20 protein-coding genes are annotated in these 21002 nt (G+C 64.0%); 8 read left to right on the top strand and 12 right to left on the bottom strand.

All coding sequences use genetic code 11. The features are described from left to right. Positions 1 to 360: 360 nt before the first annotated feature. The gene (locus tag ATY02_RS10165; RefSeq protein WP_068587941.1) at positions 361 to 1122 is read right to left on the bottom strand and encodes an SDR family oxidoreductase; all 762 of its coding nucleotides are present in this window, start codon (positions 1120 to 1122) and stop codon (positions 361 to 363) included. Between the two features lie 235 nt (positions 1123 to 1357). On the opposite strand from ATY02_RS10165, the gene ATY02_RS10160 reads away from it, so the two are divergent. Then, positions 1358 to 2362, top strand: a complete 1005-nt coding sequence (locus ATY02_RS10160; protein WP_068587943.1) for an NADP-dependent oxidoreductase — start codon at positions 1358 to 1360, stop codon at positions 2360 to 2362. Positions 2363 to 2423: 61 nt separating this feature from the next. On the opposite strand, the gene pyrF is transcribed toward ATY02_RS10160, so the two are convergent. After that, positions 2424 to 3125 carry an orotidine-5'-phosphate decarboxylase gene (gene pyrF / locus ATY02_RS10155; protein ID WP_068587945.1) on the bottom strand — a complete coding sequence of 234 codons (702 nt, stop codon included), beginning with the start codon at positions 3123 to 3125 and terminating at the stop codon, positions 2424 to 2426. 314 nt (positions 3126 to 3439) lie between these two features. Between pyrF and ATY02_RS10150 the strand changes: the two genes are divergently transcribed. Further along, entirely contained in the window at positions 3440 to 4204 is a 765-nt protein-coding gene (locus ATY02_RS10150) for a response regulator (RefSeq protein ID WP_068587947.1), read from the top strand. Further along, entirely contained in the window at positions 4204 to 5253 is a 1050-nt protein-coding gene (locus tag ATY02_RS10145) for a sensor histidine kinase (protein WP_068587948.1), read from the top strand. Before ATY02_RS10150 ends, ATY02_RS10145 begins: the two co-directional genes overlap by 1 nt. A 14-nt stretch (positions 5254 to 5267) precedes the next feature. Here the strand turns inward: ATY02_RS10145 and ATY02_RS10140 are convergent, their stop codons facing one another. The 10 genes from ATY02_RS10140 to ATY02_RS10095 all read right to left on the bottom strand — a co-directional run bounded on the left by ATY02_RS10140 (position 5268) and on the right by ATY02_RS10095 (position 13822). Next, on the bottom strand, positions 5268 to 6320 hold the full coding sequence (locus ATY02_RS10140) for an AI-2E family transporter (protein ID WP_068587950.1): 1053 nt from the start codon (positions 6318 to 6320) through the stop codon (positions 5268 to 5270). Positions 6321 to 6389: 69 nt separating this feature from the next. Further along, positions 6390 to 7193, bottom strand: coding sequence for a DUF4892 domain-containing protein (locus ATY02_RS10135; RefSeq protein WP_176719737.1), 804 nt, complete (start codon positions 7191 to 7193; stop codon positions 6390 to 6392). 8 nt (positions 7194 to 7201) lie between these two features. Continuing rightward, the gene (locus ATY02_RS10130) at positions 7202 to 7861 is read right to left on the bottom strand and encodes a glutathione S-transferase family protein (protein WP_068587953.1); all 660 of its coding nucleotides are present in this window, start codon (positions 7859 to 7861) and stop codon (positions 7202 to 7204) included. A gap of 50 nt (positions 7862 to 7911) precedes the next feature. Continuing rightward, on the bottom strand, positions 7912 to 8766 hold the full coding sequence (locus tag ATY02_RS10125; protein ID WP_068587955.1) for an alpha/beta hydrolase: 855 nt from the start codon (positions 8764 to 8766) through the stop codon (positions 7912 to 7914). Then, complete coding sequence (locus ATY02_RS10120) at positions 8763 to 9569, bottom strand: alpha/beta fold hydrolase (RefSeq protein WP_068587957.1); 807 nt, start codon at positions 9567 to 9569, stop codon at positions 8763 to 8765. Before ATY02_RS10120 ends, ATY02_RS10125 begins: the two co-directional genes overlap by 4 nt. Positions 9570 to 9683: 114 nt before the next feature. After that, a complete protein-coding gene (locus tag ATY02_RS10115) occupies positions 9684 to 10127 on the bottom strand; it encodes a hotdog fold thioesterase (RefSeq protein ID WP_068587959.1) in 444 nt (147 codons plus the stop codon). 31 nt (positions 10128 to 10158) lie between these two features. Next, entirely contained in the window at positions 10159 to 11826 is a 1668-nt protein-coding gene (locus ATY02_RS10110; protein ID WP_068587962.1) for an AMP-binding protein, read from the bottom strand. A 158-nt stretch (positions 11827 to 11984) separates the two neighbouring features. Continuing rightward, complete coding sequence (sixA, locus tag ATY02_RS10105) at positions 11985 to 12434, bottom strand: phosphohistidine phosphatase SixA (RefSeq protein ID WP_068587963.1); 450 nt, start codon at positions 12432 to 12434, stop codon at positions 11985 to 11987. Then, positions 12431 to 12778, bottom strand: a complete 348-nt coding sequence (locus tag ATY02_RS10100) for a DUF4389 domain-containing protein (RefSeq protein WP_068587965.1) — start codon at positions 12776 to 12778, stop codon at positions 12431 to 12433. The genes sixA and ATY02_RS10100 overlap by 4 nt, the downstream gene beginning before the upstream one ends. Positions 12779 to 12796: 18 nt before the next feature. Then, positions 12797 to 13822, bottom strand: a complete 1026-nt coding sequence (locus ATY02_RS10095; protein WP_068587967.1) for an NAD(P)H-dependent glycerol-3-phosphate dehydrogenase — start codon at positions 13820 to 13822, stop codon at positions 12797 to 12799. Positions 13823 to 14017: 195 nt separating this feature from the next. Between ATY02_RS10095 and ATY02_RS10090 the strand changes: the two genes are divergently transcribed. From ATY02_RS10090 to fabB, 5 genes are all read left to right on the top strand, one after another. After that, positions 14018 to 16138 carry a TonB-dependent receptor plug domain-containing protein gene (locus tag ATY02_RS10090; RefSeq protein WP_068587969.1) on the top strand — a complete coding sequence of 707 codons (2121 nt, stop codon included), beginning with the start codon at positions 14018 to 14020 and terminating at the stop codon, positions 16136 to 16138. Between the two features lies 1 nt (position 16139). Next, positions 16140 to 17063 carry an ABC transporter substrate-binding protein gene (locus tag ATY02_RS10085; protein WP_068587971.1) on the top strand — a complete coding sequence of 308 codons (924 nt, stop codon included), beginning with the start codon at positions 16140 to 16142 and terminating at the stop codon, positions 17061 to 17063. Next, positions 17060 to 18961, top strand: coding sequence for an ATP-binding protein (locus tag ATY02_RS10080; protein ID WP_068587973.1), 1902 nt, complete (start codon positions 17060 to 17062; stop codon positions 18959 to 18961). Before ATY02_RS10085 ends, ATY02_RS10080 begins: the two co-directional genes overlap by 4 nt. Positions 18962 to 19209: 248 nt before the next feature. Then, the gene (gene fabA / locus ATY02_RS10075; RefSeq protein WP_068587975.1) at positions 19210 to 19725 is read left to right on the top strand and encodes a 3-hydroxyacyl-[acyl-carrier-protein] dehydratase FabA; all 516 of its coding nucleotides are present in this window, start codon (positions 19210 to 19212) and stop codon (positions 19723 to 19725) included. An 11-nt stretch (positions 19726 to 19736) separates the two neighbouring features. Continuing rightward, on the top strand, positions 19737 to 20957 hold the full coding sequence (gene fabB / locus ATY02_RS10070; protein WP_068587977.1) for a beta-ketoacyl-ACP synthase I: 1221 nt from the start codon (positions 19737 to 19739) through the stop codon (positions 20955 to 20957). Positions 20958 to 21002 lie beyond the last annotated feature (45 nt).

The raw sequence follows: 21002 nt of genomic DNA, 5'->3' as shown, positions 1-21002 counted from the left end.
CTGCGACATCTGCTTGAGGCCATCGAAACGCTGGCTGATGGTTTGCAGGGACCAGACCCCGATACCGGCCACCAGTGCCGTCAGGAGCAACACCAGGGCAAAGCCCATGCCCAGTTTCTTGGCCATGCCCAGGTTGGCAAAGCGTCCGCTAGAGGTCGTCGTCATGCTGCGCAATCCCCTTCAAGTCCCCAATGGCGACAGGGCCATTTGTTTTTGCGAAGGGTCGCAACGGCGAACACCGGCACACAAGTCTCTGGCGTCGCAATAATGGCAAAAAGCTAGATAGAGGTCGTTTTCAGGACGCTGAAGGTCGATTCCATCGACGCCTGGCGGCATTTGCCGCCAGGAACCGGCCACTCATCAGATCGCCGTGGCCCCTCCATCGACAGCCAGTGCCTGGCCGGTGGTAAAGGCTGCGCCGTCACTGCACAGATAAAGCACGGCGCTGGCGATCTCCTCGACCTTGCCGATGCGTCCGACCGGGTGCATGGCCGCGGCGAAATCGGCCTTCTTCGGGTCTGCCTCGTAGGCACGGCGGAACATGTCGGTATCGATCACAGCCGGGCACACGGCATTGACCCGGATCTTCTTCTTGGCGTATTCGATGGCCGCCGACTTGGTCAGGCCGATCACCGCATGCTTGGACGCAGCATAGATACTCATCTTCGGCGCCGCGCCCAGCCCCGCTACCGAGGCGGTATTGACGATGGCGCCTCCACCCTGGGCCAGCAACAGCGGCAGCTGATGCTTCATGCACAGCCACACACCCTTGACGTTGACCCCCATGATGGCGTCGAACTCATCCAGCGAACCCTCGGCCAGGCGACCTTTCTCGATCTCGATCCCGGCGTTGTTGAAGGCATAGTCCAGGCGACCGTAGGCCTCGAGGGTGCGGGCCATGAGCTGCTGCACATCGGCCTCCAGAGTGACATTGCAGGGCACGAACAGCGCCTCGCCCCCCGCCTCGCGAATCAGCGCCACGGTGCCCTCGCCGCCGGTCACGTCCAGATCCGCCACGACCACCTTCAGGCCCTCGGCAGCGAACGCCAGGGCGGTGGCGCGGCCGATACCGTTGGCCGCGCCGGTCACCAGGGCTACCTGGCCGGAAAACGTCATGCTCATGCAAAGCTCCTCGATCCTGTACGGGCCCAATACCCGGACCCATCTAGCCATAGAGGGTAGACGCAGCGGCAGCACTATCAGGCATCCGTTTGCCACCCCATGCGTCCGGGTGATGAGGCCTCCTGCCACTTATCACGGCTCTGGATCGCAGCCCATTCGCTGGGCGGGTGAGCCTTGCAGCAGCCGGCCCAAGGGACTATCAACTAGGGTTTCATCCAGCTCTCGAGGGCCTGCCATGACCACCCTGACCAACCGCCAGTTCCTGCTCGCCAAGCGCCCCGTTGGCGCGGCCACCCGCGATACCTTCACCTACCAGCAAGTGGCCGTGGCCGAGCCCGGTGCCGGACAGATCCAGGTGAAGAACGAATACCTGTCCCTGGACCCGGCCATGCGCGGCTGGATGAACGAAGGCAAGTCCTATATCCCGCCGGTGGGTATCGGCGAGGTCATGCGCGCCCTGGGCGTAGGCCGGGTGAGCGCCTCCAGGCATCCGGACTTCGCCGTCGGCGACTACGTCAATGGAGCCCTGGGGGTACAGGACTATTTTGTCGGCGAGCCCCGCGGCTTCTACAAGGTGGACCCACGCCTGGCGCCCTTGCCGCGCTACCTGTCCGTGCTGGGAATGACCGGCATGACCGCCTACTTTGCCCTGTTGGATGTCGGCGCCCCCAAGGCTGGCGAAACCGTGGTGTTGTCCGGGGCCGCAGGCGCAGTGGGCAGCATTGCCGGGCAGATTGCCAAGCTCAAGGGCTGCCGGGTGGTCGGCATCGCCGGCGGCCAGGACAAGTGCCGCTTCCTCGTCGAGGAACTGGGCTTTGACGGTGCCATCGACTACAAGAGCGAAGACCTCCAGGCCGGTCTCAAGCGCGAGTGCCCCAAAGGGGTCGATGTGTATTTCGACAATGTCGGCGGCGATATCCTCGACACCGTGCTCACCCGCCTGAACTTCAAGGCCCGGGTGGTGATCTGTGGCGCCATCAGCCAGTACAACAACAAGGAAGCGGTCAAGGGACCGGCCAACTACCTGTCGTTGCTGGTCAATCGGGCGCGCATGGAAGGCTTCGTGGTGATGGACCATGCCGCGCAGTTCGCCGCCGCCGGGCAGGAAATGGCCGGCTGGATGGCCAAGGGGCAACTCAAGAGCAAGGAGGACATCGTCGAGGGCCTGGAGACGTTCCCGGAAACCCTGATGAAACTGTTCAGCGGCGAGAACTTCGGCAAGCTGGTGCTCAAAGTCTGAAAGCAGGCCAGCCCCGGAACCGGGGCTGGAGACAGGGAGCCGGAAGAACGGCTCCCGGGTATTACAGGGCCAGCTCGGCCACTACGTCGGCCAGGGCCTTGGCCGGATCCGCTGCCTGGCTGATGGGGCGACCGATCACCAGGTAGTCGGAACCGGCATCCAGGGCCTGGCGCGGCGTCAGGATACGCCGCTGATCGTCGTGGGCGCTGCCCGCCGGACGGATCCCCGGGGTCACCAGTTGCAGGGACGGATGGGCGCTCTTCAGGGCCTGGGCCTCGAGCGCCGAGCACACCAGGCCATCCATACCGGCCTTTTGCGCCAACGCGGCCAGGCGCAGTACCTGTTCCTGGGGTTCGATATCCAGGCCAATGCCAGCCAGGTCCTCACGCTCCATGCTGGTGAGCACGGTGACGCCAATCAGCAGGGGCTGCGGGCCGCTGCGCTGGTCCAGCACCTCACGGCAGGCGGCCATCATGCGCAGGCCACCGGAGCAGTGCACGTTGACCATCCAGACGCCCATTTCCGCAGCAGCCTTGACCGCCATGGCGGTGGTGTTGGGAATGTCATGGAATTTCAGGTCCAGGAACACTTCGAATCCCTTGTCCCGCAGGGTCCCGACAATCTCGGCCGCGCAGCTGGTGAACAGCTCCTTGCCGACCTTGACCCGGCACAGTTTGGGGTCCAATTGATCGGCCAGTTTCAGTGCGGCGTCACGGGTGGGGAAATCCAGGGCGACGATGATAGGTGTCTGGCAGGCGGACATGAAGAAGCTCTCAGGCAAGTCGAAATCGGCGCGGATTGTAGCGCAAGCCGCACCGATCCGGGACCCGATGCGCGCTAATTCCTCCTCAATGGCAATCCGAGGTTTCCACCAGCACGGCAAATTCCCCAGGCATCGGGTCTTTTGTATCGAGCCGGATACACGAACGACACGCCCGTAACACGCCATGACGCTACCCTTGCCAGCCGCAAGACCCTCGAACAGCGCTTCCAGCCCCCGGGCCGGACGCCTATGCTGAAGTCGCAAGCTTGCCACTCCCTGGTGGCCGGCAGCCTACCTGGCAGATGACCCTACCCATGCATAACACTCCAGCCCCTCTCAACGACGACTCCAAAGCCCCGGCCAATGGCGACGACAAGCGCTGGAACACCCGGGCGCTGATCGTCGACGACGACCTGCCGATCCGTGAGCTGCTGATCGGTTACCTGGCGCGCTTCAACATCCACGCCAGCGGCGTCACCGATGGGGCCGCGATGCGCCAGGCCCTGCAAACCGAACATTTCGACGTGGTGGTTCTCGACCTCATGCTGCCCGGCGAAGACGGCCTGTCCCTGTGCCGTTGGTTACGCACCGAATCGGAGATCCCGATCCTCATGCTCACCGCGCGGTGCGAGCCTACCGACCGCATCATTGGCCTGGAACTGGGCGCCGACGACTACATGGCCAAGCCCTTCGAGCCCCGGGAACTGGTGGCGCGAATCCAGACCATCCTGCGCCGGGTGCGCGACGATCGCAGCGAACAGCGGGCCAACGTGCGCTTCGACAACTGGCGCCTGAACAGTGTCCTGCGCCAACTGATTTCCGCCGACGGCCTGGTCGTACCACTGTCCAACGCCGAGTTCCGCCTGCTCTGGGTCTTCCTTGAACGCCCACGCCGGGTCCTGAGCCGCGAGCAGTTGCTGGATGCCGCCCGTGGGCGCTCCATCGAAGCCTTCGACCGCAGCATCGACCTGCTGGTGTCGCGCCTGCGGCAAAAGCTCGGCGATGACCCCAAATCACCGCAATTGATCAAGACCGTACGTGGCGAGGGCTACCTGTTCGACGCCCGGGACATCGGCTGATGCGTGGACGCGTCGATACGCTGTTCGGCCGGCTGTTCGGCGTCTTGCTGGTGGCGATTGTCCTCGCCCATCTACTGGCATTCTTCTGGTTCCACCATTACGGCCCCCCTCCACCGCCGCCCCCACCGCCCGGATCGGTGGCGCTCGACAATGGCCAGGCCCCGGCCCCGGTGCCACGCTTCCCCCGGCGACCGCGCCCCTGGTTCGGCGGCCCATTGGTGCCCCTGACCTTCCAGTTCATCTCGCTGATCATCGCAGCCTGGTACGGCGCCAAGTTGCTATCACGTCCCATCCAGCGCCTTAGCGCTGCCGCCGAGCGGCTCAGTGAAAACCTCGACAGCCCGCCGTTGGAAGAACTCGGTCCCCACGAGGCACGGCAAGCCGCCAGCACCTTCAACCAGATGCAAAAGCGCATACGCGAGCAGGTCCAGCAACGCGGGCGCATGCTCGGTGCGGTCTCCCACGACCTGCGCACGCCCCTGTCGCGCCTGAAACTGCGCCTGGAGCAGATCGAGGACAGCAAGCTGCAAGGACAGATGCGCCAGGACCTGGACGACATGATCAAGATGCTCGATGCCACCCTCAGCTATCTGCATGAACAGCGCACCAGCGAGATCTGGCAATTGATGGACGTCCAGGCGCTAGTGGAGTCGATGTGCGAGAACGCCCAGGACCAGGGCGCCGATGTCCAGGCCCAGGGCCATTGCGCGCCCTTGCTGGTACAGCCCATGGCCCTGCAATCGTGCCTGAACAACCTGCTGGACAACGCGTTGCGTTATGCCGGCCAGGCCACCTTGACCCTGGAGGACAGCCGCGATCAATTGCTGATCCGCGTCATCGACCATGGGCCGGGTATTTCTGCCGACAAGCGCGAGGCGGTGTTCGAGCCGTTCTTTCGCCTGGAAGGATCGCGCAACCGCAACTCAGGCGGGGTGGGCCTGGGCATGACCATCGCCCGCGAAGCGGCCGAGCGCATGGGCGGCCAGTTGCGCCTGGAGGAAACCCCTGGCGGCGGCCTGACCGCGGTATTGCGACTGTCGCGCCCCTGAGCGCCCTGCAGGCCTCAGCGCGGTTCCTGGGGCCGTGACTGGCTGGCGCTCCAATCCAGCAACAGGCTGTAGGCCACTGCCAGCAAGGTCGGGCCGATGAACAAGCCGATGAAGCCAAAGGTGAACAAGCCCCCGAACACTCCCAGCAGGACGATCACCAGCGGCAGGTTGCCACCGCGACTGATCAGGTAAGGCTTGAGCACGTTGTCGACGCCACTGATGATGAAGGTGCCCCAGATCCCCAGGAACACCGCCATGCCGTACTCGCCCTTCCAGGCCAGCCAGGCGGTGGCCGGAATCCAGACCAGGGGCGGCCCCATGGGAATCAGGCTGAGCAGGAAGGTCACGATCCCCAGCACCAGTGCTCCGGGCACCCCGGCGATGATGAAGCCGATCAAGGCCAGCAGGCCCTGGGCCGCCGCTGTGCCGATCACCCCGTTGACCACGCGCTGCACCGTACCGGCCACCAGGTCGATGTAGTAGCCCGCACGATCGCCGATCAGGCGTTCCAGCAAGCGATGCACGAACAACGCCAGGCGCGGGCCGTCGCGATAGAAGAAGAACACGAAGACCAGGCTCAGGGTCAGCTCCAGGATGCCCCCGCCCACCTGGGCGCTACGGGCCAGCAACCAGTTGCCCACCTGCCCCAGGTAAGGCTTGACCGCCACCATCAGTGCCGCGCCCTGTTCGTCGATGCTGTTCCACCAACCCACCAGGCGCTCGCCCACCAGCGGCAAGCTGCCCAGCCATGCCGGGGCCTCGGGCAAGCCATCCACCTGGACATCCTTGATGAACGCCGTGGCATCACGCACGTGATCCGCCAGGTTGAGGCCGAGCCAGACCAGTGGAGCCGCTACCAGCAGCATCCAGCCCAGGGTCAGCAAACCGGCGGCCAGGGATTCGCGGCCGTTGAGCCAGCGAGTCAGCAAACGCATCAACGGCCAGCTGGCAAAAGCCAGGACCGCCCCCCAGAACAGGGCCGACCAGAAAGGTGCCATCACCCAGAAGCTGGCACCGAACAGCACCAGGAGCAGGATCTGCACCAACAGGCGATCGTTATTGGGCATGAAATGTCTCGCGCAAGAGTAACCAGTGAAGAGTAGGCGAGCCCGCGAGTGCGGGCCGCCTGCAAGAGCTTAACGCAGCAGTTCGAAGTGCAGGCCGGATGCCTGGGTGTCGCCGGTTTCCATTCGCGTCGCGCGTACGCCCTGGCCGATCAGGGCCTGGCGCCAGGCTTCGGCCTGTCTACCGGAGAGACTGACCCGCAAAGTGGTATCCAGGTTCAACCCACGCGACAGCAAGTTGAGCCAGGCCGGTTGTGGCTCGGCAAGCCTGGCCAGGTCCAGCCTGCCGGTATCCTTGAGCTGGCGCAGCAAGGTCGCGGAGGTAGGTAGCAGCTCTCCCAGTGGGGTCCCTGCGTCGAACTGCTCCACATGCAGGTAGGCCCGGCGATTGCCCCGGGTAATGCTGTAGAGGGCCACCAGGGAGTTGTCCCTGGGCGCTGCCAGGCGCAACAACAGGTAGGCCTGTTGCTCGTCGATGCCGTACAGCTTGGCATTGCCGAATACCTCATTGGCCCACAGGCTACTCTCGCCGCAGTCCCGGGCCTGGCACCAGAACAGCAGCTCGGCCCCCTGCTTCTGCAAGGCTTCGCGAGCCAGGGTGAAGGCTTCGTTGGAGCTACGCTCGGCGGGCAACTGGTAGGTGACGGTAGTGAGCTTGCCGCGGGCATTGACCTGGCCATCGAAACGCAACTGGCCGCTGATTCTGCGAATCGCCCCCATGGGGTAGATCCGCTCCTGCTCCGCTTCGGGGCGGTAGTCGACGATTTGCGCATCGGTCAACCGTGGTACCAGGGGCAGATCCTGGCTGCCGGGCAGATCGGCGGCGACCGCCAGCAGGCTGACCAGCGATAGGCCCAGAACACTCAGAGAACGCATTGGGCCCCTCATCGGATCAGCATGGCCTGGGCGCCCTTGACGACGCTGGCGTCATCGCTGCGTTGCGGAACCTGCAAACCACGCTGGACCGCAGGCCGAGCCTCCATGGCCGCCATCCAGCGTTGCAGCGCCTCCAGCCCCTGGACCGGAACACCCGACCACTCATGGCTGCGTACCCAGGGGAAGGTGGCGATGTCGGCAATGCTGTAGTCGCCGGCCAGGTACTCGACCTGCTGCAGGCGGGTGTCGAGCACCTCATAGAGCCGCCGGGTCTCGTGCTGGTAACGGTCGATGGCGCCCTGGAGCTTCTCCGGGAAATAGCGGAAGAACACATTGGCCTGCCCCTGCATCGGACCGATGCCGCCCATCTGGAACATCAGCCATTGCATGACCACCGAGCGCCCCTTGGCATCGGCCGGCAGCAAGCGGCCGCTGCGCTCGGCCAGGTACACCAGGATCGCACCGGATTCGAATACCGGAAAATCGCCATTGTCGCGGTCGACGATGGCCGGAATACGCCCATTGGGATTGATCTTGAGGAACGCCGGCGCCTTCTGCTCCTTCTTGTCGAAGCTCAGGGCATGCACGGTATAGGGCAGGCCGAGCTCTTCAAGCAGGATGGAAACCTTATGGCCATTGGGGGTCGCAGCGGTGTACAGATCTATCATGGTTGTCTCCCATTTCAACCCGCCAAGCCTCGACAGTTGACCGGATCAAGTCAAGGAAGGGCGAAAAACCGATTGAAACAGTCTGCGACAAAGGTGGCACCGGCCTCATCGTTCAGGTGCAGGTGGTGCCCGCCCGGCAGCTGTTCCAGGTTGAAGGGTAGACGCTGGAGCAATTCCTGGTGCTTGGCCAGCATGCCATCGCCAGCCACCACCAGTTGCGTTGGGCAGGCGACCCGCTGCACGAAGGACATGGCCTGCTCTTGGGTCAGGCGCAGCGGCGAGGCCAATGTCAGGCGGCTGTCGCTGCGCCAGGTGTAGCCACCGGGCACCGGCATCAAGCCACGTTGGGCCAACAGCTCGGCGGCCTCTCGGCTGACGGCCACCACCCCTTTCATCCGCGCCTCGATGGCTCGCTCCAGGGTGCTGTAGACCGGCTTGCGCTTGCCCTGCAAATCCAGTTGCGCCTGCAGTGCCATGCCCAGGCGCTCGGCGGAGCCCTCGCCGGTAGCGGTAGGCGGGATGACGCCATCGATCAGGGCCAGGTGACTGACGCGGGCCGGCATGGCTGCCGCCAGCACCAGGGACACGATGGCCCCCAGGGAGTGGCCCATCAGGGCGAAACGCTGCCACCCCAGTTGCTCGGCCACCTGCAGCACGTCATACACATAGTCCCATAAGGCATAACCCGCTCCAGGCGGGCGATGCCCGGAGTGCCCATGGCCGGCCAGGTCCAGGGCGACGATACGCAGCCCTTCGAGCCTGGGCGCCAGGCGCGCGAAGCTGTTGGCATTGTCCAGCCAGCCATGCAGGGCGATGACCGGCAGGCCGTCCTCGGGGCCGAACAGATAGGCTGCCAGCTCGATATGCGGCAGGCTCAGGCGCACTTCTTCCACGGCCTGGTTCATGCCAGGCTCCGTTGCTGGTCGTGCTGCCAGCGATTGAACAGGTCCTTGAGCAAGGTCGCGGTGTCTTCAGGTCGCTCAAGGGGAAACATGTGGCCGCCGGGCATGGTCAGCGACACGCCCTGGGGCATGCGGCCCACGGCGCTGGTGTGATGGCGCATCACCACCCTGCTCTGCTGGCCGCGTACCACCGCCAGGGGCACCTTGAGCTGGCGGGCACTGCCCGGGCTGGTGTGCGGTACGCCGCGGTAGATACTGATCTCGGTGGCCGGGTCGAAACGCAGGCGCAGGCGATCGCCTACTTGCAGCAAGCCATGCTGCAAGTAGGCATCCAGGCAATCCGGGTCGAAGGCGCGAAACAGGGTCTTGCGCGAAAAGTAGCTGCGGGCCGACTCGATGTCGGTGAACTCCTCGCGGCGGCCCAGGGTACGGCCAGCCGGGGTCAGGCGGTCGATGAAGCCAAAGCGCTTGGCCGCGCGGATCACCCACTGGTCGGCGCGGGTCAGCACCGGCGAATCGAGCATCACCACCCCCCGGTACAACTCCGGGCACCGCAGGGCCGCGTGCAGGTGCAGCACGCCACCCAACGAGTGCCCCACGCCCCACACCGGCTGCGCCTGCTGTTGCAGGTGATGAATCAGCTCATCCACCAGGCTCTGCCAATTGTCATCCACCGGAAAGCGTGGATCGTGGGCATGCTGCTGCAAATGAGCCACCTCGAATTCCGGCGCCAGGGCGGCAAACAACTTGCCGTACGTGCCGGAGGGAAACCCATTGGCGTGAGCGAAAAACACCTGTTGCGACATACCGTCCTATCCATCCACCAAACGAATACCGATTGTCCGCAGGCCCTTGCACCAGGGCAATGACCGTAACGGACAGGAATACTGACACCCAGGCTCAGCCTATGGCGTGCGGCCTCACTGCGCTGGCGGAGTCTGTCCCAGGGGCACCACCGCCATGGTCAGGCGCGAGACACAGCTGGCCTTGCCTTCGTCGCTGCTCAGGCGGATGTCCCAGACATGGGTGGTGCGCCCGATGTGAATGGCCCTGGCCACCGCTGTGACCCGCCCGCTGCGCAGGCCGCGCAGGTGATTGGCGTTGATCTCCAGCCCCACGCAATAGAACTTGCTGGCATCGATGCACAGGTAGCTGGCCATCGAGCCGACCGTCTCGGCCAGTACCACCGAGGCGCCGCCATGCAATAAACCGTAGGGCTGGTGGGTACGGTGGTCGATGACCATGCTCGCGGTCAGCGATTGCTCGTCAAAGGACTCGAAGCGAATATCCAGCACTTCACCGATGGTGTTCTTCTGGATCGCATTCAATTGTTCGAGGTTTGGGGTGGTGCGCCACAGGCTCATCGCCATTTCCTTCTTGTTAGGTTGTCGTCGCTCAATCCTGCCACAGCACGACTTCTTCGCGCTCGCTCCAGGCCTGGAAACTACCCCCATAGGTGGACTCGATCACATTGCGCTTGATCTTCAGCGTCGGAGTCAGGAAACCGTTCTCCACCGCCCAGCTGTCCTTGACCACCACCAGGCGATGCAGGCGCTCATGCTTGTCCAGGCGACCATTGACCTGGGCCAGCAGGCCTTCCAGGCTGCTGTGCAGGTCTTCGCGAGTACTGCCTCCGGCAGCCCGCTGGCCAGCCGCCGACAATACGCACAACCCCAGGGGCGCGCTCAGGCCATCACCGACCACGCACACCTGCTCGATATGCGCGTGTTCGGCCAGGCGGATCTCGATGGGGGCCGGGGCCACATACTTGCCCTTGCTGGTCTTGAAGATCTCCTTGAGCCGGCCGGTCAGGCGCAGGTTGCCGGCAGCATCCTGCTCACCCTTGTCGCCCGTGCGCAGGAAGCCATCCTCCGTGACCGTTTCCGCGGTTTTCTGCGGGTCCTTGTAGTACCCCTGCATCACCGCGCCACTGCGCACCTGGACTTCCCCCGACTCATCGATGCGCACCTGGACCTCGGGACACGGGCGCCCGATCCAGCCGGGGGCATATTCCCCGGAACGGCCGATATGGGAATAACCACAGTTCTCGGTCATGCCATAGACCTCCAGCACGTCCAGGCCCAGGCGCTGGTACCAATGCAGCAGGGCCTGGGGCACCGGCGCCGCCCCGGACAGGGCAACCCGCAAGGCATCCAGCCCCAGGCCCGCCAGGACCTTGTGCCCGACCCGCTTGCCGATGAAAGGCAGACCCAGGAGAAAATCCAGGCGCCTGGCTGGCATCTTGCTGTAGACCCCCATCTGGAACTTGGTCCAGATTCGCGGTACCCCGAACATCGCCGTGGGCCGGGCACGTCGCAGGTCAACCAGGAAGGTATCGAGACTTTCAGCGAAGAACACCGTCTGTCCGGTGTAGATCGCCGCCATCTCGACGAACATGCGCTCGGCCACATGGCACAGCGGCAGGTAGGACAGCAGCCGGTCATCGGGGCCCAGGCCAAACAGGTCGGCCCCATGGCTGGCGGCAAACCCCAGGTTGGCGAAGCTGTGCATCACACCCTTGGGCATCCCGGTGGTGCCGGAGGTATAGATGATGGTGGCCAATTGCTCAGCCGCTGGGCAGGGACTCTCTGCCAGGGGCTGGCAGCGTTGCAGGTCGTCCCAGCAAAAATCGAAGCGCCCCTCGGGGGCCAGCGGCAGGCTGATCGTAGGTAATCCGGGCCTGACCCCCGCGGCCATTTCCGGCCAGGCATCGAGCTTGCCGATGAACACCAGGGCCGATTCGGAGTGCTCCAGCACCTGGGCCACCGACTCGGCGGTGAGGTTGGGGTACAACGGCACCGAGACATGTCCGGCCATCCAGATCGCCAGGTCGGCGATGATCCAGTGGGCGGAGTTCTTGCCGATGATCGCGATACGGCTGCCCGGAGGCAGTTGCCGTTCCCGAAGCCACTGGGCGGCGCTGCGGACCTGTCGCGCGACGTCAGCCCAGTTCAGCTCCTGCACCTTGCCACCCCCGCAGGGCTGGACCAGGAAACGTTGCTGGGGATGACGAACCTCGCGCTCGTAGAACACTTGCAGGGGCAAACGAAAAGCAGCAGACATGACTCGCTCCTCTGTTTTTGTTGTGTTCGGGAACAGCCTCTTACCAACCAAGCACTTGCTCGGTCGACTATTCCACGCACAAAGGAGTGCTGCAAGTTAAGAAATGTAGCGCACGCACCTGCAGGCAAACGGGTCCACGCCCCGCTTACCTGCAGGATTCAGGGATGCCTGACGCGGGTGAGGGTCATGGTCCCGGCCAGCGGCCAGTCGCCTTGCAGCTCGGCCAGGCTGGCGGTGTCCATGGCTTGCGGGTCACGCAAATGACCATGCTGCAACAGGCCGATCAGGCTGCCCACCAGGGGCTGGTGGCTGACCAGCAGCAGATTGTCGGCGCTGTCCAGTTGCTCCAGCGCCTTCAAGGGATTGGTGTCCGGCGTGAGCCACGGCACCGTAAGCACCTCTCCTTCGAACCCCAGGGCTTCGCGTACCAGGTGCGCCGTTTGCTGGGCCCGGGCGTATGGGCTGGCAAGAATCGCCGCAATGGGCTGGCCGATCAGCTGTGCCGCGCTGTCCAGCACTTGCTGACGGCCATGGGCCGTAAGGTTGCGCTGGGCGTCGGTGGCCGCATGGGATTCAGCCTGGCCATGACGCAGCACCCACAGCTTCACAGCTTGGGCTCCTCGTCACGTACCGGATGCGGTGCTGGCGGCACGCTGTGGGGCGCCTCGCCTTCCGGTGCCCGTGGTGCCGGCCAGTCGGCGAATGGCCAGGGTTTCTGCTCAGTATGGAAACTGCCGAAACGGCCGATCTGCGCCAGGAACTGGCTCAGGCTGTCGCCGAAATTCATCATGCCGGCATTGGGGGCGCCGTAGACCAACCGGTAGATCAGCTGCACCACCACCAACGCGCCCAGGAGGAACTGCGCCACCTGCCACACCAGGGCGAATACCAGCATCCACAACACCCGCAGGAGAATGGATTCGTACTTGGCCTCGGAATTCGTATCGTTCATGTCTCGCTCCTGTACTGCTCAGTTGAATCCGCTGGTGGAGATAAAGTCGACATCGGTTTTCGGTTCGCCGCGCATCAACAGCTCGATCACCTGGTTCAGCGTCCGGCCTTCGAACAGGATCGCATGCAGGCCGGCCACCAGCGGCATGTAGACGCCCAGCTCCTGGGCCTTGGCCTTGAGCACCTTGAGAGTATTGACGCCCTCCGCCACTTCGCCCAGGCGGGTCACTGCCTCGTCCAGGCTCAAGCCCTGGCCCAGGGCGAAACCCACCTGGTAGTTGCGGCTCTTGGGCGAGGAACAGGTGACGATCAAGTCGCCCACCCCGGCCAGGCCCAGGAACGTCATCGGATTGGCTCCCTGGCTCACGGCAAAACGGGTCATTTCCGCCAGGGCCCGGGTGATCAGCATGCTCTTGGTGTTTTCGCCCATGCCCAGGGCGACCGCCATGCCGGCGATGATTGCGTAGACGTTCTTCAAGGCACCGCCCAGCTCGACGCCGAAGCGATCAGCACTGGCATAGACCCGGAAGGTCCGCCCATGCAACACGGCCTGGACCTGCTGGCACAGCTGTTCGTCCTCGCTGGCGACCACCGTGGCGGTCAGGGCGTGCTCGGCCACTTCGCGCGCCAGATTGGGCCCCGACAGCACCCCGATCCGCGCCTGGGGGGCGATGTCTTCGAGGATCTCGCTCATCAGCTTGAAGGTCTGGGCCTCGATGCCCTTGGTCAGGCTGACCAGCATCTTGCCGCCCAACAGCTGCGCATGGGGGGCCAGCACGGCGCGCAAGGCGCTGGAGGGCAAGGCGACGAAGCACAGTTCGCTGTCGCTCAGGGTGGCCAGCAGGTCGGTGACCGGCTCCACCGCGGGATGGATCTTGATGCCTTTGAGATAACGCGGATTCTCGCGATTGAGCCGAATGGCCTCGGCCTGTTCGGGATCACGCATCCACTGGCGCACTGCCTGGCCGTTCTCGGCCAGCAGATTGGCCACGGCGGTACCGAAACTACCGCCTCCCAGGACCGCAATAGGGCGCTGTTGTGTCATATGCAATCCGTTTATCCATAGCAGTGGCGATGGCGGCATTATACGGAGCGGCCACTGCACCACCAGCCCCGGCAACCATTCCGACGATCTGTCGCAAACCCGCGCGGGCACTGGGCGCTTGCCGGGCACAGCGACTGGAAAACTCGAGCGTCTCGGTTAACATGCGCGCCATCTTTCAAGATTCAAGGCTGCGCCGTGTCCGCTGGTCCCCCCTCTATTCGCCTGCCACTGCTGCTGGGCCTGCTGCTTGGCCACCCGGCGCAGGCCGAAGATCTGTTCGTCGATGAGACCAGCCTGCCCCAGGTACTGACCGCCACTCGTCTGAAGCAGTCGCCAGCAGCGGTCCCCGGCAGCATGACGGTACTCGACAACGAACTGATCAGGGCCAGCGGTGCCCGGGAGATCAGTGAACTGCTGCGCCTGGTGCCGGGCATGATGGTCGGCGCCATCAGTGGCAACCAGGCCACGGTCAACTATCACGGCACCAACGCCAGCGAGGCCCGGCGCATGCAGGTGCTGATCGATGGCCGCTCGGTCTACCGACCGGGCCTGGCCACGGTGGACTGGAGCGATATCCCGGTGGCCATGGAGGATATCGAGCGCATCGAGGTATTTCGCGGCCCCAACACCGTCAGCTACGGCGCCAACGCCCTGATGGCGGTGGTCAACATCATCACCCGCTCGCCAGCCAACAGCCATGGCACCCGGTTCAAGGTGACCCGCGGCCAACGCGGCATCAGCGACTGGTACGCCAGCCAGGGCACGGGCTGGGACGGCGGCGACCTGCGCCTGTCGATGTCCGGGCAGGAGGATGACGGTTTCGACAGGCGCCTTGACGGATCGGACTACCGCGACAGCAAGCGCCTGAACCGCATCGGCCTGTCGGTGAACCAGATGCTCGATGAGCGACAGAGCCTCGACTGGCAGTTCAATGCCAAGGAAGGCAGCAACCAGCAGCCTTATACCTATCAGCCGGTGTTCGATAATTACACCGAGAAAGGCTACAACTCCGACGTGATCGCCAAGGACTATGCGACCTCCCTGCGCTGGAATCTCGACCTGGACCCACGGCACAGCCTCTATGTACAGGGCTCGGCCCAGCACTGGGATCGCCAGAAAACCTGGAGAGCCTGCGATGCGGCCATCTCCTTCAGCCCCGAACTGACACGCCTGTGGCAGCTCAACCCGAACTACACAGAGCGCCTGGCGCGGAACATGCCCGACACACGCAGCGGTGCACCCGCAGGAACTGCTGAAGAACTGGCCCTGGCGCATCAAGTGATCGATCAGTGGATTACCGGAGGCAGGGATGCCGTCTGCGGCCTTATCGACCAGAGCTCGCGGGAAACCCGTTACGACCTGGAGCTGCAGGACACCCTGAGCCTGGCCGACAACCTGCGGCTGGTCAGCGGCATGAACTATCGTTATGACCGTGCCGACTCGCAGACCTACTTCAACGGCACGCTCGACGACACCACCTGGCGCCTCTTCGGCCAGTTGGAGTGGCGGGCCAGCGAGCATTGGTTGATCCAGGGCGGGGCCATGTACGAAGACTCCCAGTTGACTGGCCACTCCCTGACACCCAGGATCGCGGCCAACTACCTGATCAACCCGCGCCATGGCCTGCGGGCGGTGTATTCCGAGGCCGTCCGGTCCCCGGACATGTTCGAGAACAACGTCAACTGGAGCTACCGGGTCACCGGCCTGGATCGCCCGGTCTACGGCCAGAACAGCGCCCAGTACTTCGTCAAGACCCGAGGCCCGGGCGATCTTGACCAGGAACGCATGCGCTCGCGGGAGCTGGGCTACAACGGCTACTTCGTCGATCAGGCGCTGAACCTCGACATCAAGCTGTTCTACGACGAGATCAGCCGGATGATCAGCGAGCCGCTGCGCAATAACCAGTACATCGCCAGCAACAGCAACTCGGCACGTTTCTCCGGGACCGAAAGCCAGTTGGACTGGCAACTGGACCGCAATGATCGCCTGCGCCTGACCTACGCCTACGTCCATGCCCAGGCCAGCAACCGCCTGGACCGGCGCCTGAGCGCCACCAACAGTGGTTCTGCCGGCTGGCTGCGCAACTGGGGCCAGGGTTGGTCCAGTTCGCTCTTCTACTATGGGAGCGACGCCCTCAACGGGTATCGCTTCCAACGGATCGATACCCGTATCGCCAAGCGGCTGGCCCTGGGCCGGGCCAACCTGGAACTGGCCGGCACCCTGCAGCAACGGCTCGACCACCAGCCCACCACCTTCGCCGACAACCGCTACGACTCGCGGCACGTAGCCTATGTCAGCGCCGAGCTGGAGTTCTAGCATGGTGCTGCTGCGCACGGGCCGGTACAGCGCGCGTCGCCTGGGTTGGGGCCTGGCCCTGCTGGGACTGCTGCTGTGCGTCCCATTGCGCGCCGCCGAGGTCTTGCTGACCGCCAGCGAGGATAGTGAAGGGGTGCGCACCTTTACCCAGGAGCTGGCCAGCCTGCGTCCCCAGGACCAGGTGCATTTCGTACCGTTGGCACAGCTACCGGCGCCAGGGCAATTGCCCGGGGGCATACGCCTGGTCCTGCTGGACCCGCAAAGCCTCGATTGGCGCCTGCAGGAGCCCCTGGGACCGGCGACCCTGGTCTTGCGCATCAGCCGCCTGCAAGCCGAGCAGCGCTTGCAGGGGGCCCCACGCGCCAGGCTCAGCCTGCTCTGGAGCGACCCGCCCCTGGCGCGCCAGTTGCGCTTGATCCGCAGTGTGCTACCCCAGGTCCGCCGCGTGGGAGTGCTGTATGGCCAGGACAGCCAGTTCCTGCTCGAGGAACTGCGCCTGGCAGCACGCAGCCTGGAGCTGGAGATCATCGCCGAATCCTGGGACAACATCGGCGACAGCCGGCCGCTGCAGGCAGTCCTGCGCAACAGCGAGGTTCTGCTGGGCCTGGACGACCCCAGCCTGTACAACCCCAAGACCGTGAAGAACCTGCTGCTCAGCAGCTACGCCCGACAACAAGCCCTGATCGGCCCGAACGCGGGCTTCGTCAGGGCCGGTAGCCTGGCCAGCACCTACAGCGACCAGCAAGACTGGTTGCAAACCCTGGACAAGCTACTGGACCAACCACCGGCACATTGGCCCCGCTCGCTGTACCCGGCGGCCTTCAAAGTATTGAGCAACCCTCAGGTGGCACGCTCCCTGGGCATCGAGGAAGTCGATGCCCAGGCCGTCGCACGCCAGTTGAGCGAAGGAGAGAAACGCCCATGACAGTGCGTCGCCGTTGGGACATCCAGACCCGCACGCAGCTCATCAGCCTGGGCCCTGCCCTGCTCCTGACCTTGTTGTTGATCAGTTTCTTCACTTTCGTGCGCATCCAGGACCTGCACCAGGAGCTGAACCATACCGGCCAGTTGATCGCCAACCAATTGGCCCCGGCCACCGAGTACGGAGTGATCTCGGGTAACAACGAAGGCCTGGAGGCCCTGTTGCAGGCGACCCTGGCCACGCCTCACGTGCACTTCCTGGAAGTCCAGGACAGCGCCAACAATATCCTGGTGTATGTCGAGCAAGCCTCGGCCAGCCACAAGCACGCACAACAGATCAAGGTGTTCCAGGCACCGATACGCCTGCAACGCATCCAGGTGCACAACGACTTCCTGCAGAACGATCCAGGCAGCCTGGCCAGCCAGGGCGACGGCTACCTGGGACGGGTGATCGTCGGCATGTCCAACGATGCCTTCAGCCAGCGCCAGCAGGAAATCCTGCTCAAGGCCGCCATCCTTGCCCTGTTCGCCCTGCTCTTCACCTACCTGCTGGCCCGACGCCTGGCCTCGGGCCTGGCCCAGCCGATCAGGGCCATGGGCAACGCGGTCAAGGCGATCCAGGAAGGCGACTTCAAGACACCACTGCCCATCGTCGACGACGGCGAACTGGGCAACCTGGCGCGCCACATCAATAACCTGGCGGCCGGCCTCGAGGTGGCCAGTCGCGAGCAGCAGCAGGCGATGTCCCAGCTGATCCAGACCCGGGAAGAAGCAGAGCAGGCGAACAAGGCCAAGTCCGACTTCCTGGCGATGATGAGCCATGAACTGCGCACTCCGATGAACGGTGTCCTGGGCATGCTGCAGTTGCTGGAGACCACTGAAATGACCCGCGAGCAGAGCGAGTATGCGGCGCTTGCCTCCGAGTCCACCGAGCATCTGCTGAAGGTAATCAACGACATCCTCGACTTCTCGCGTATCGAGCGTTCGGCCCTGGAGCTGGAGCACATTCCATTCAACCTGGCCGAACTGATCAGCAGTTCGGCCCAGGCCTTCCAGCACAGCGCGATGCAACGTGGCCTGGACCTGCGCCTGCGACTACCGCCAGGCATGGAGGCCCTGCAGGTCAAGGGCGATCCGACGCGGATCCGCCAGATCCTGGTCAACCTGATCGGCAACGCACTGAAGTTCACCGACCAGGGCAGCATCAGTATCGAACCGCAATGGCAGGCCCTGGACCACGAGCTCTTGTGGTTTACCTGCGCGGTGCGCGACAGCGGGATCGGGATCAGCCCGGCCAGCCTGGAGCTGATGTTCGATGCCTTCCAGCAGGCCGACAGCTCGATCTCCCGGCGCTATGGCGGTACCGGGCTGGGGCTGCCCATTGCCCGGACGCTGGCCGAGCGCATGGGCGGCACCTTGCGCGCTCAGAGCGAAGAAGGCCGGGGGTCGGTATTCACCCTAGAGATTCCGCTGGCGCTGTTCCAGCAGAGCCTGCCGATACTGGCCCCACGGGTGAACAGCGCAGCCCAGCAGGGAGAAGGCCGCAACGTCCTGTTGGTGGAGGACAATCCGGTGAACCAGACGGTGATCCAGGCCATGCTGCGCAGCCTGGGCTTCACCGTGACCATCGTCACCGACGGAGCCCAGGCGGTACGCAGCGCCGAAAGCCTGATTTTCGAGGCCGTCCTGATGGATTGCCGGCTGCCGCTGGTCGACGGCTACGAGGCCACCCGGCAGATCCGCCAACTGCCCGGCTGCGTCGATCTACCGATCATCGCCCTGACCGCCAACGCCTTGCAGGGCGACCGCGAAGCCTGCCTTGCAGCGGGCATGAACGACTATCTGGCCAAGCCATTCAAGCGTGCCGATCTGCAGCAAATTCTCCAACGTTGGGTGCAGTAACGGGTTATTTTCGAACTTCTGCGACTGGCGTGGCGGGCGAAAGTGCGGCAGTCTTAGGCACCCGACAGGGCCCTGAAAAGGCCCTTGAAAAAAATTTCAGTGCACAAGTGTACATTCATGCCCTTGGCGCTGTGACTTTCACTACAACGCAATAGTCTATGAGTAGGCTGCCGGCTCGAGGCATGAATGCTTCGATCGGCCGGGAAGATTTGCCCAACCCTGCCGCACGGGACTATTGAGGAGCTCGCATGACCAAACAAAACGCCTTTACTCGGGAAGATCTGCTGCGCTGCAGTCGCGGTGAGCTGTTCGGCCCAGGTAATGCGCAACTGCCCGCCGGTAACATGCTGATGATCGATCGCATTACCCATATCAGCAGCGAAGGCGGCAAGTATGGCAAAGGTGAATTGGTCGCCGAGCTGGATATCAATCCTGACCTGTGGTTCTTCGCCTGTCACTTCGAGGGCGATCCGGTCATGCCAGGCTGCCTGGGCCTGGATGCCATGTGGCAACTGGTCGGTTTCTTCCTGGGCTGGCAAGGCCTGCCGGGCCGTGGCCGGGCCCTGGGCTCGGGCGAAGTGAAATTCTTCGGCCAGGTGCTGCCGACCGCCAAGAAGGTCACCTATAACATTCATATCAAGCGCGTACTCAAGGGTAAGCTGAACCTGGCCATCGCCGATGGTTCGGTCAGCGTCGACGGCAAGGAAATCTACACTGCCGAAGGCCTGCGGGTCGGCGTGTTCACCTCCACTGACAATTTTTAAGGGTTATCCGCATGCGCCGCGTCGTTATCACTGGTCTGGGCATCGTTTCGTGCCTGGGCAATGACAAAGAGACCGTCTCCGCTAACCTGCGTGCAAGTCGCCCTGGCATCCGCTTCAACCCGGAATATGCCGAAATGGGTCTGCGTAGCCAGGTTTCCGGCTCCATTGACCTGAACCTCGAAGAACTGATCGATCGCAAGATCTATCGCTTCGTCGGCCATGCGGCGGCCTACGCCTACCTGGCCATGAAGGACGCCATCACCGACTCCGGCCTGACCGAAGAGCAGGTGTCCAATCCTCGCACCGGCCTGATCGCAGGCTCCGGCGGCGCCTCGACCCTGAACCAGATGGAAGCGCTGGATATCCTGCGCGAAAAAGGCGTCAAGCGCGTTGGCCCGTACCGCGTCACCCGGACCATGAGCAGCACCGTTTCCGCTTGCCTGGCCACCCCGTTCAAGATCAAGGGCCTGAACTACTCCATCGCCTCTGCCTGCGCCACCAGTGCTCACTGCATCGGTACCGCCATGGAGCAGATCCAGATGGGCAAGCAGGACATCGTCTTCGCCGGTGGTGGTGAAGAAGAGCACTGGACCCAGTCGTTCCTGTTCGACGCCATGGGCGCCCTGTCCACCCAGTACAACGAGACCCCGGACAAGGCCTCCCGCGCCTACGACGCCAAGCGTGACGGTTTCGTCATCGCCGGCGGTGGCGGCATGGTGGTGGTCGAGGAGCTGGAACACGCCCTGGCCCGTGGTGCCAAGATCTACGCGGAAATCGTCGGCTACGGCGCGACTTCCGACGGTTACGACATGGTCGCCCCAAGCGGCGAAGGCGCCATCCGCTGCATGCAGATGGCCATGTCCACCGTTGACACCCCGATCGACTACCTGAACACCCACGGCACCTCGACCCCGGTCGGCGACGTTGCCGAGATGAAGGGCGTGCGTGAAGTGTTTGGCGACAAGGCCCCGGCCATCAGCTCCACCAAGAGCCTGTCGGGTCACTCCCTGGGCGCTGCCGGTGTCCATGAAGCGATCTACTGCATGCTGATGATGGAAGGCAACTTCATGGCCGGCTCGGCCAACATCGACGAGCTGGACCCGGAAGTGGCCGACATGCCGATCCTGACCAAGACCCGCGAAGACGTTGCCTTCAACACCGTAATGAGCAACAGCTTCGGCTTCGGTGGCACCAACGCTACCCTGGTCCTCAAGCGCTGGCAGGGCAAGTAAGCCCAGCCGCTGCAATAAAAAGCCCCGACTGGTTAGGGGCTTTTT

This window comes from Pseudomonas sp. BIOMIG1BAC, assembly GCF_001705995.2.
Lineage (GTDB): Bacteria > Pseudomonadota > Gammaproteobacteria > Pseudomonadales > Pseudomonadaceae > Aquipseudomonas > Aquipseudomonas sessilinigenes.
The sequence above is the reverse complement of the archived record's forward strand: the minus strand, read 5'-3'. Positions and strand labels throughout refer to the sequence as shown.

Excerpts from the sequence above, each read along its gene's own strand:
- ATY02_RS10165 (WP_068587941.1), bottom strand. The coding sequence starts at position 1,122 with ATGAGCATGACGTTTTCCGGCCAGGTAGCCCTGGTGACCGGCGCGGCC.
- ATY02_RS10160 (WP_068587943.1), top strand. The coding sequence starts at position 1,358 with ATGACCACCCTGACCAACCGCCAGTTCCTGCTCGCCAAGCGCCCCGTT.
- pyrF (WP_068587945.1), bottom strand. The coding sequence starts at position 3,125 with ATGTCCGCCTGCCAGACACCTATCATCGTCGCCCTGGATTTCCCCACC.
- ATY02_RS10150 (WP_068587947.1), top strand. The coding sequence starts at position 3,440 with ATGCATAACACTCCAGCCCCTCTCAACGACGACTCCAAAGCCCCGGCC.
- ATY02_RS10145 (WP_068587948.1), top strand. The coding sequence starts at position 4,204 with ATGCGTGGACGCGTCGATACGCTGTTCGGCCGGCTGTTCGGCGTCTTG.
- ATY02_RS10140 (WP_068587950.1), bottom strand. The coding sequence starts at position 6,320 with ATGCCCAATAACGATCGCCTGTTGGTGCAGATCCTGCTCCTGGTGCTG.
- ATY02_RS10135 (WP_176719737.1), bottom strand. The coding sequence starts at position 7,193 with ATGCGTTCTCTGAGTGTTCTGGGCCTATCGCTGGTCAGCCTGCTGGCG.
- ATY02_RS10130 (WP_068587953.1), bottom strand. The coding sequence starts at position 7,861 with ATGATAGATCTGTACACCGCTGCGACCCCCAATGGCCATAAGGTTTCC.
- ATY02_RS10125 (WP_068587955.1), bottom strand. The coding sequence starts at position 8,766 with ATGAACCAGGCCGTGGAAGAAGTGCGCCTGAGCCTGCCGCATATCGAG.
- ATY02_RS10120 (WP_068587957.1), bottom strand. The coding sequence starts at position 9,569 with ATGTCGCAACAGGTGTTTTTCGCTCACGCCAATGGGTTTCCCTCCGGC.
- ATY02_RS10115 (WP_068587959.1), bottom strand. The coding sequence starts at position 10,127 with ATGAGCCTGTGGCGCACCACCCCAAACCTCGAACAATTGAATGCGATC.
- ATY02_RS10110 (WP_068587962.1), bottom strand. The coding sequence starts at position 11,826 with ATGTCTGCTGCTTTTCGTTTGCCCCTGCAAGTGTTCTACGAGCGCGAG.
- ATY02_RS10100 (WP_068587965.1), bottom strand. The coding sequence starts at position 12,778 with ATGAACGATACGAATTCCGAGGCCAAGTACGAATCCATTCTCCTGCGG.
- ATY02_RS10095 (WP_068587967.1), bottom strand. The coding sequence starts at position 13,822 with ATGACACAACAGCGCCCTATTGCGGTCCTGGGAGGCGGTAGTTTCGGT.
- ATY02_RS10085 (WP_068587971.1), top strand. The coding sequence starts at position 16,140 with ATGGTGCTGCTGCGCACGGGCCGGTACAGCGCGCGTCGCCTGGGTTGG.
- ATY02_RS10080 (WP_068587973.1), top strand. The coding sequence starts at position 17,060 with ATGACAGTGCGTCGCCGTTGGGACATCCAGACCCGCACGCAGCTCATC.
- fabA (WP_068587975.1), top strand. The coding sequence starts at position 19,210 with ATGACCAAACAAAACGCCTTTACTCGGGAAGATCTGCTGCGCTGCAGT.
- fabB (WP_068587977.1), top strand. The coding sequence starts at position 19,737 with ATGCGCCGCGTCGTTATCACTGGTCTGGGCATCGTTTCGTGCCTGGGC.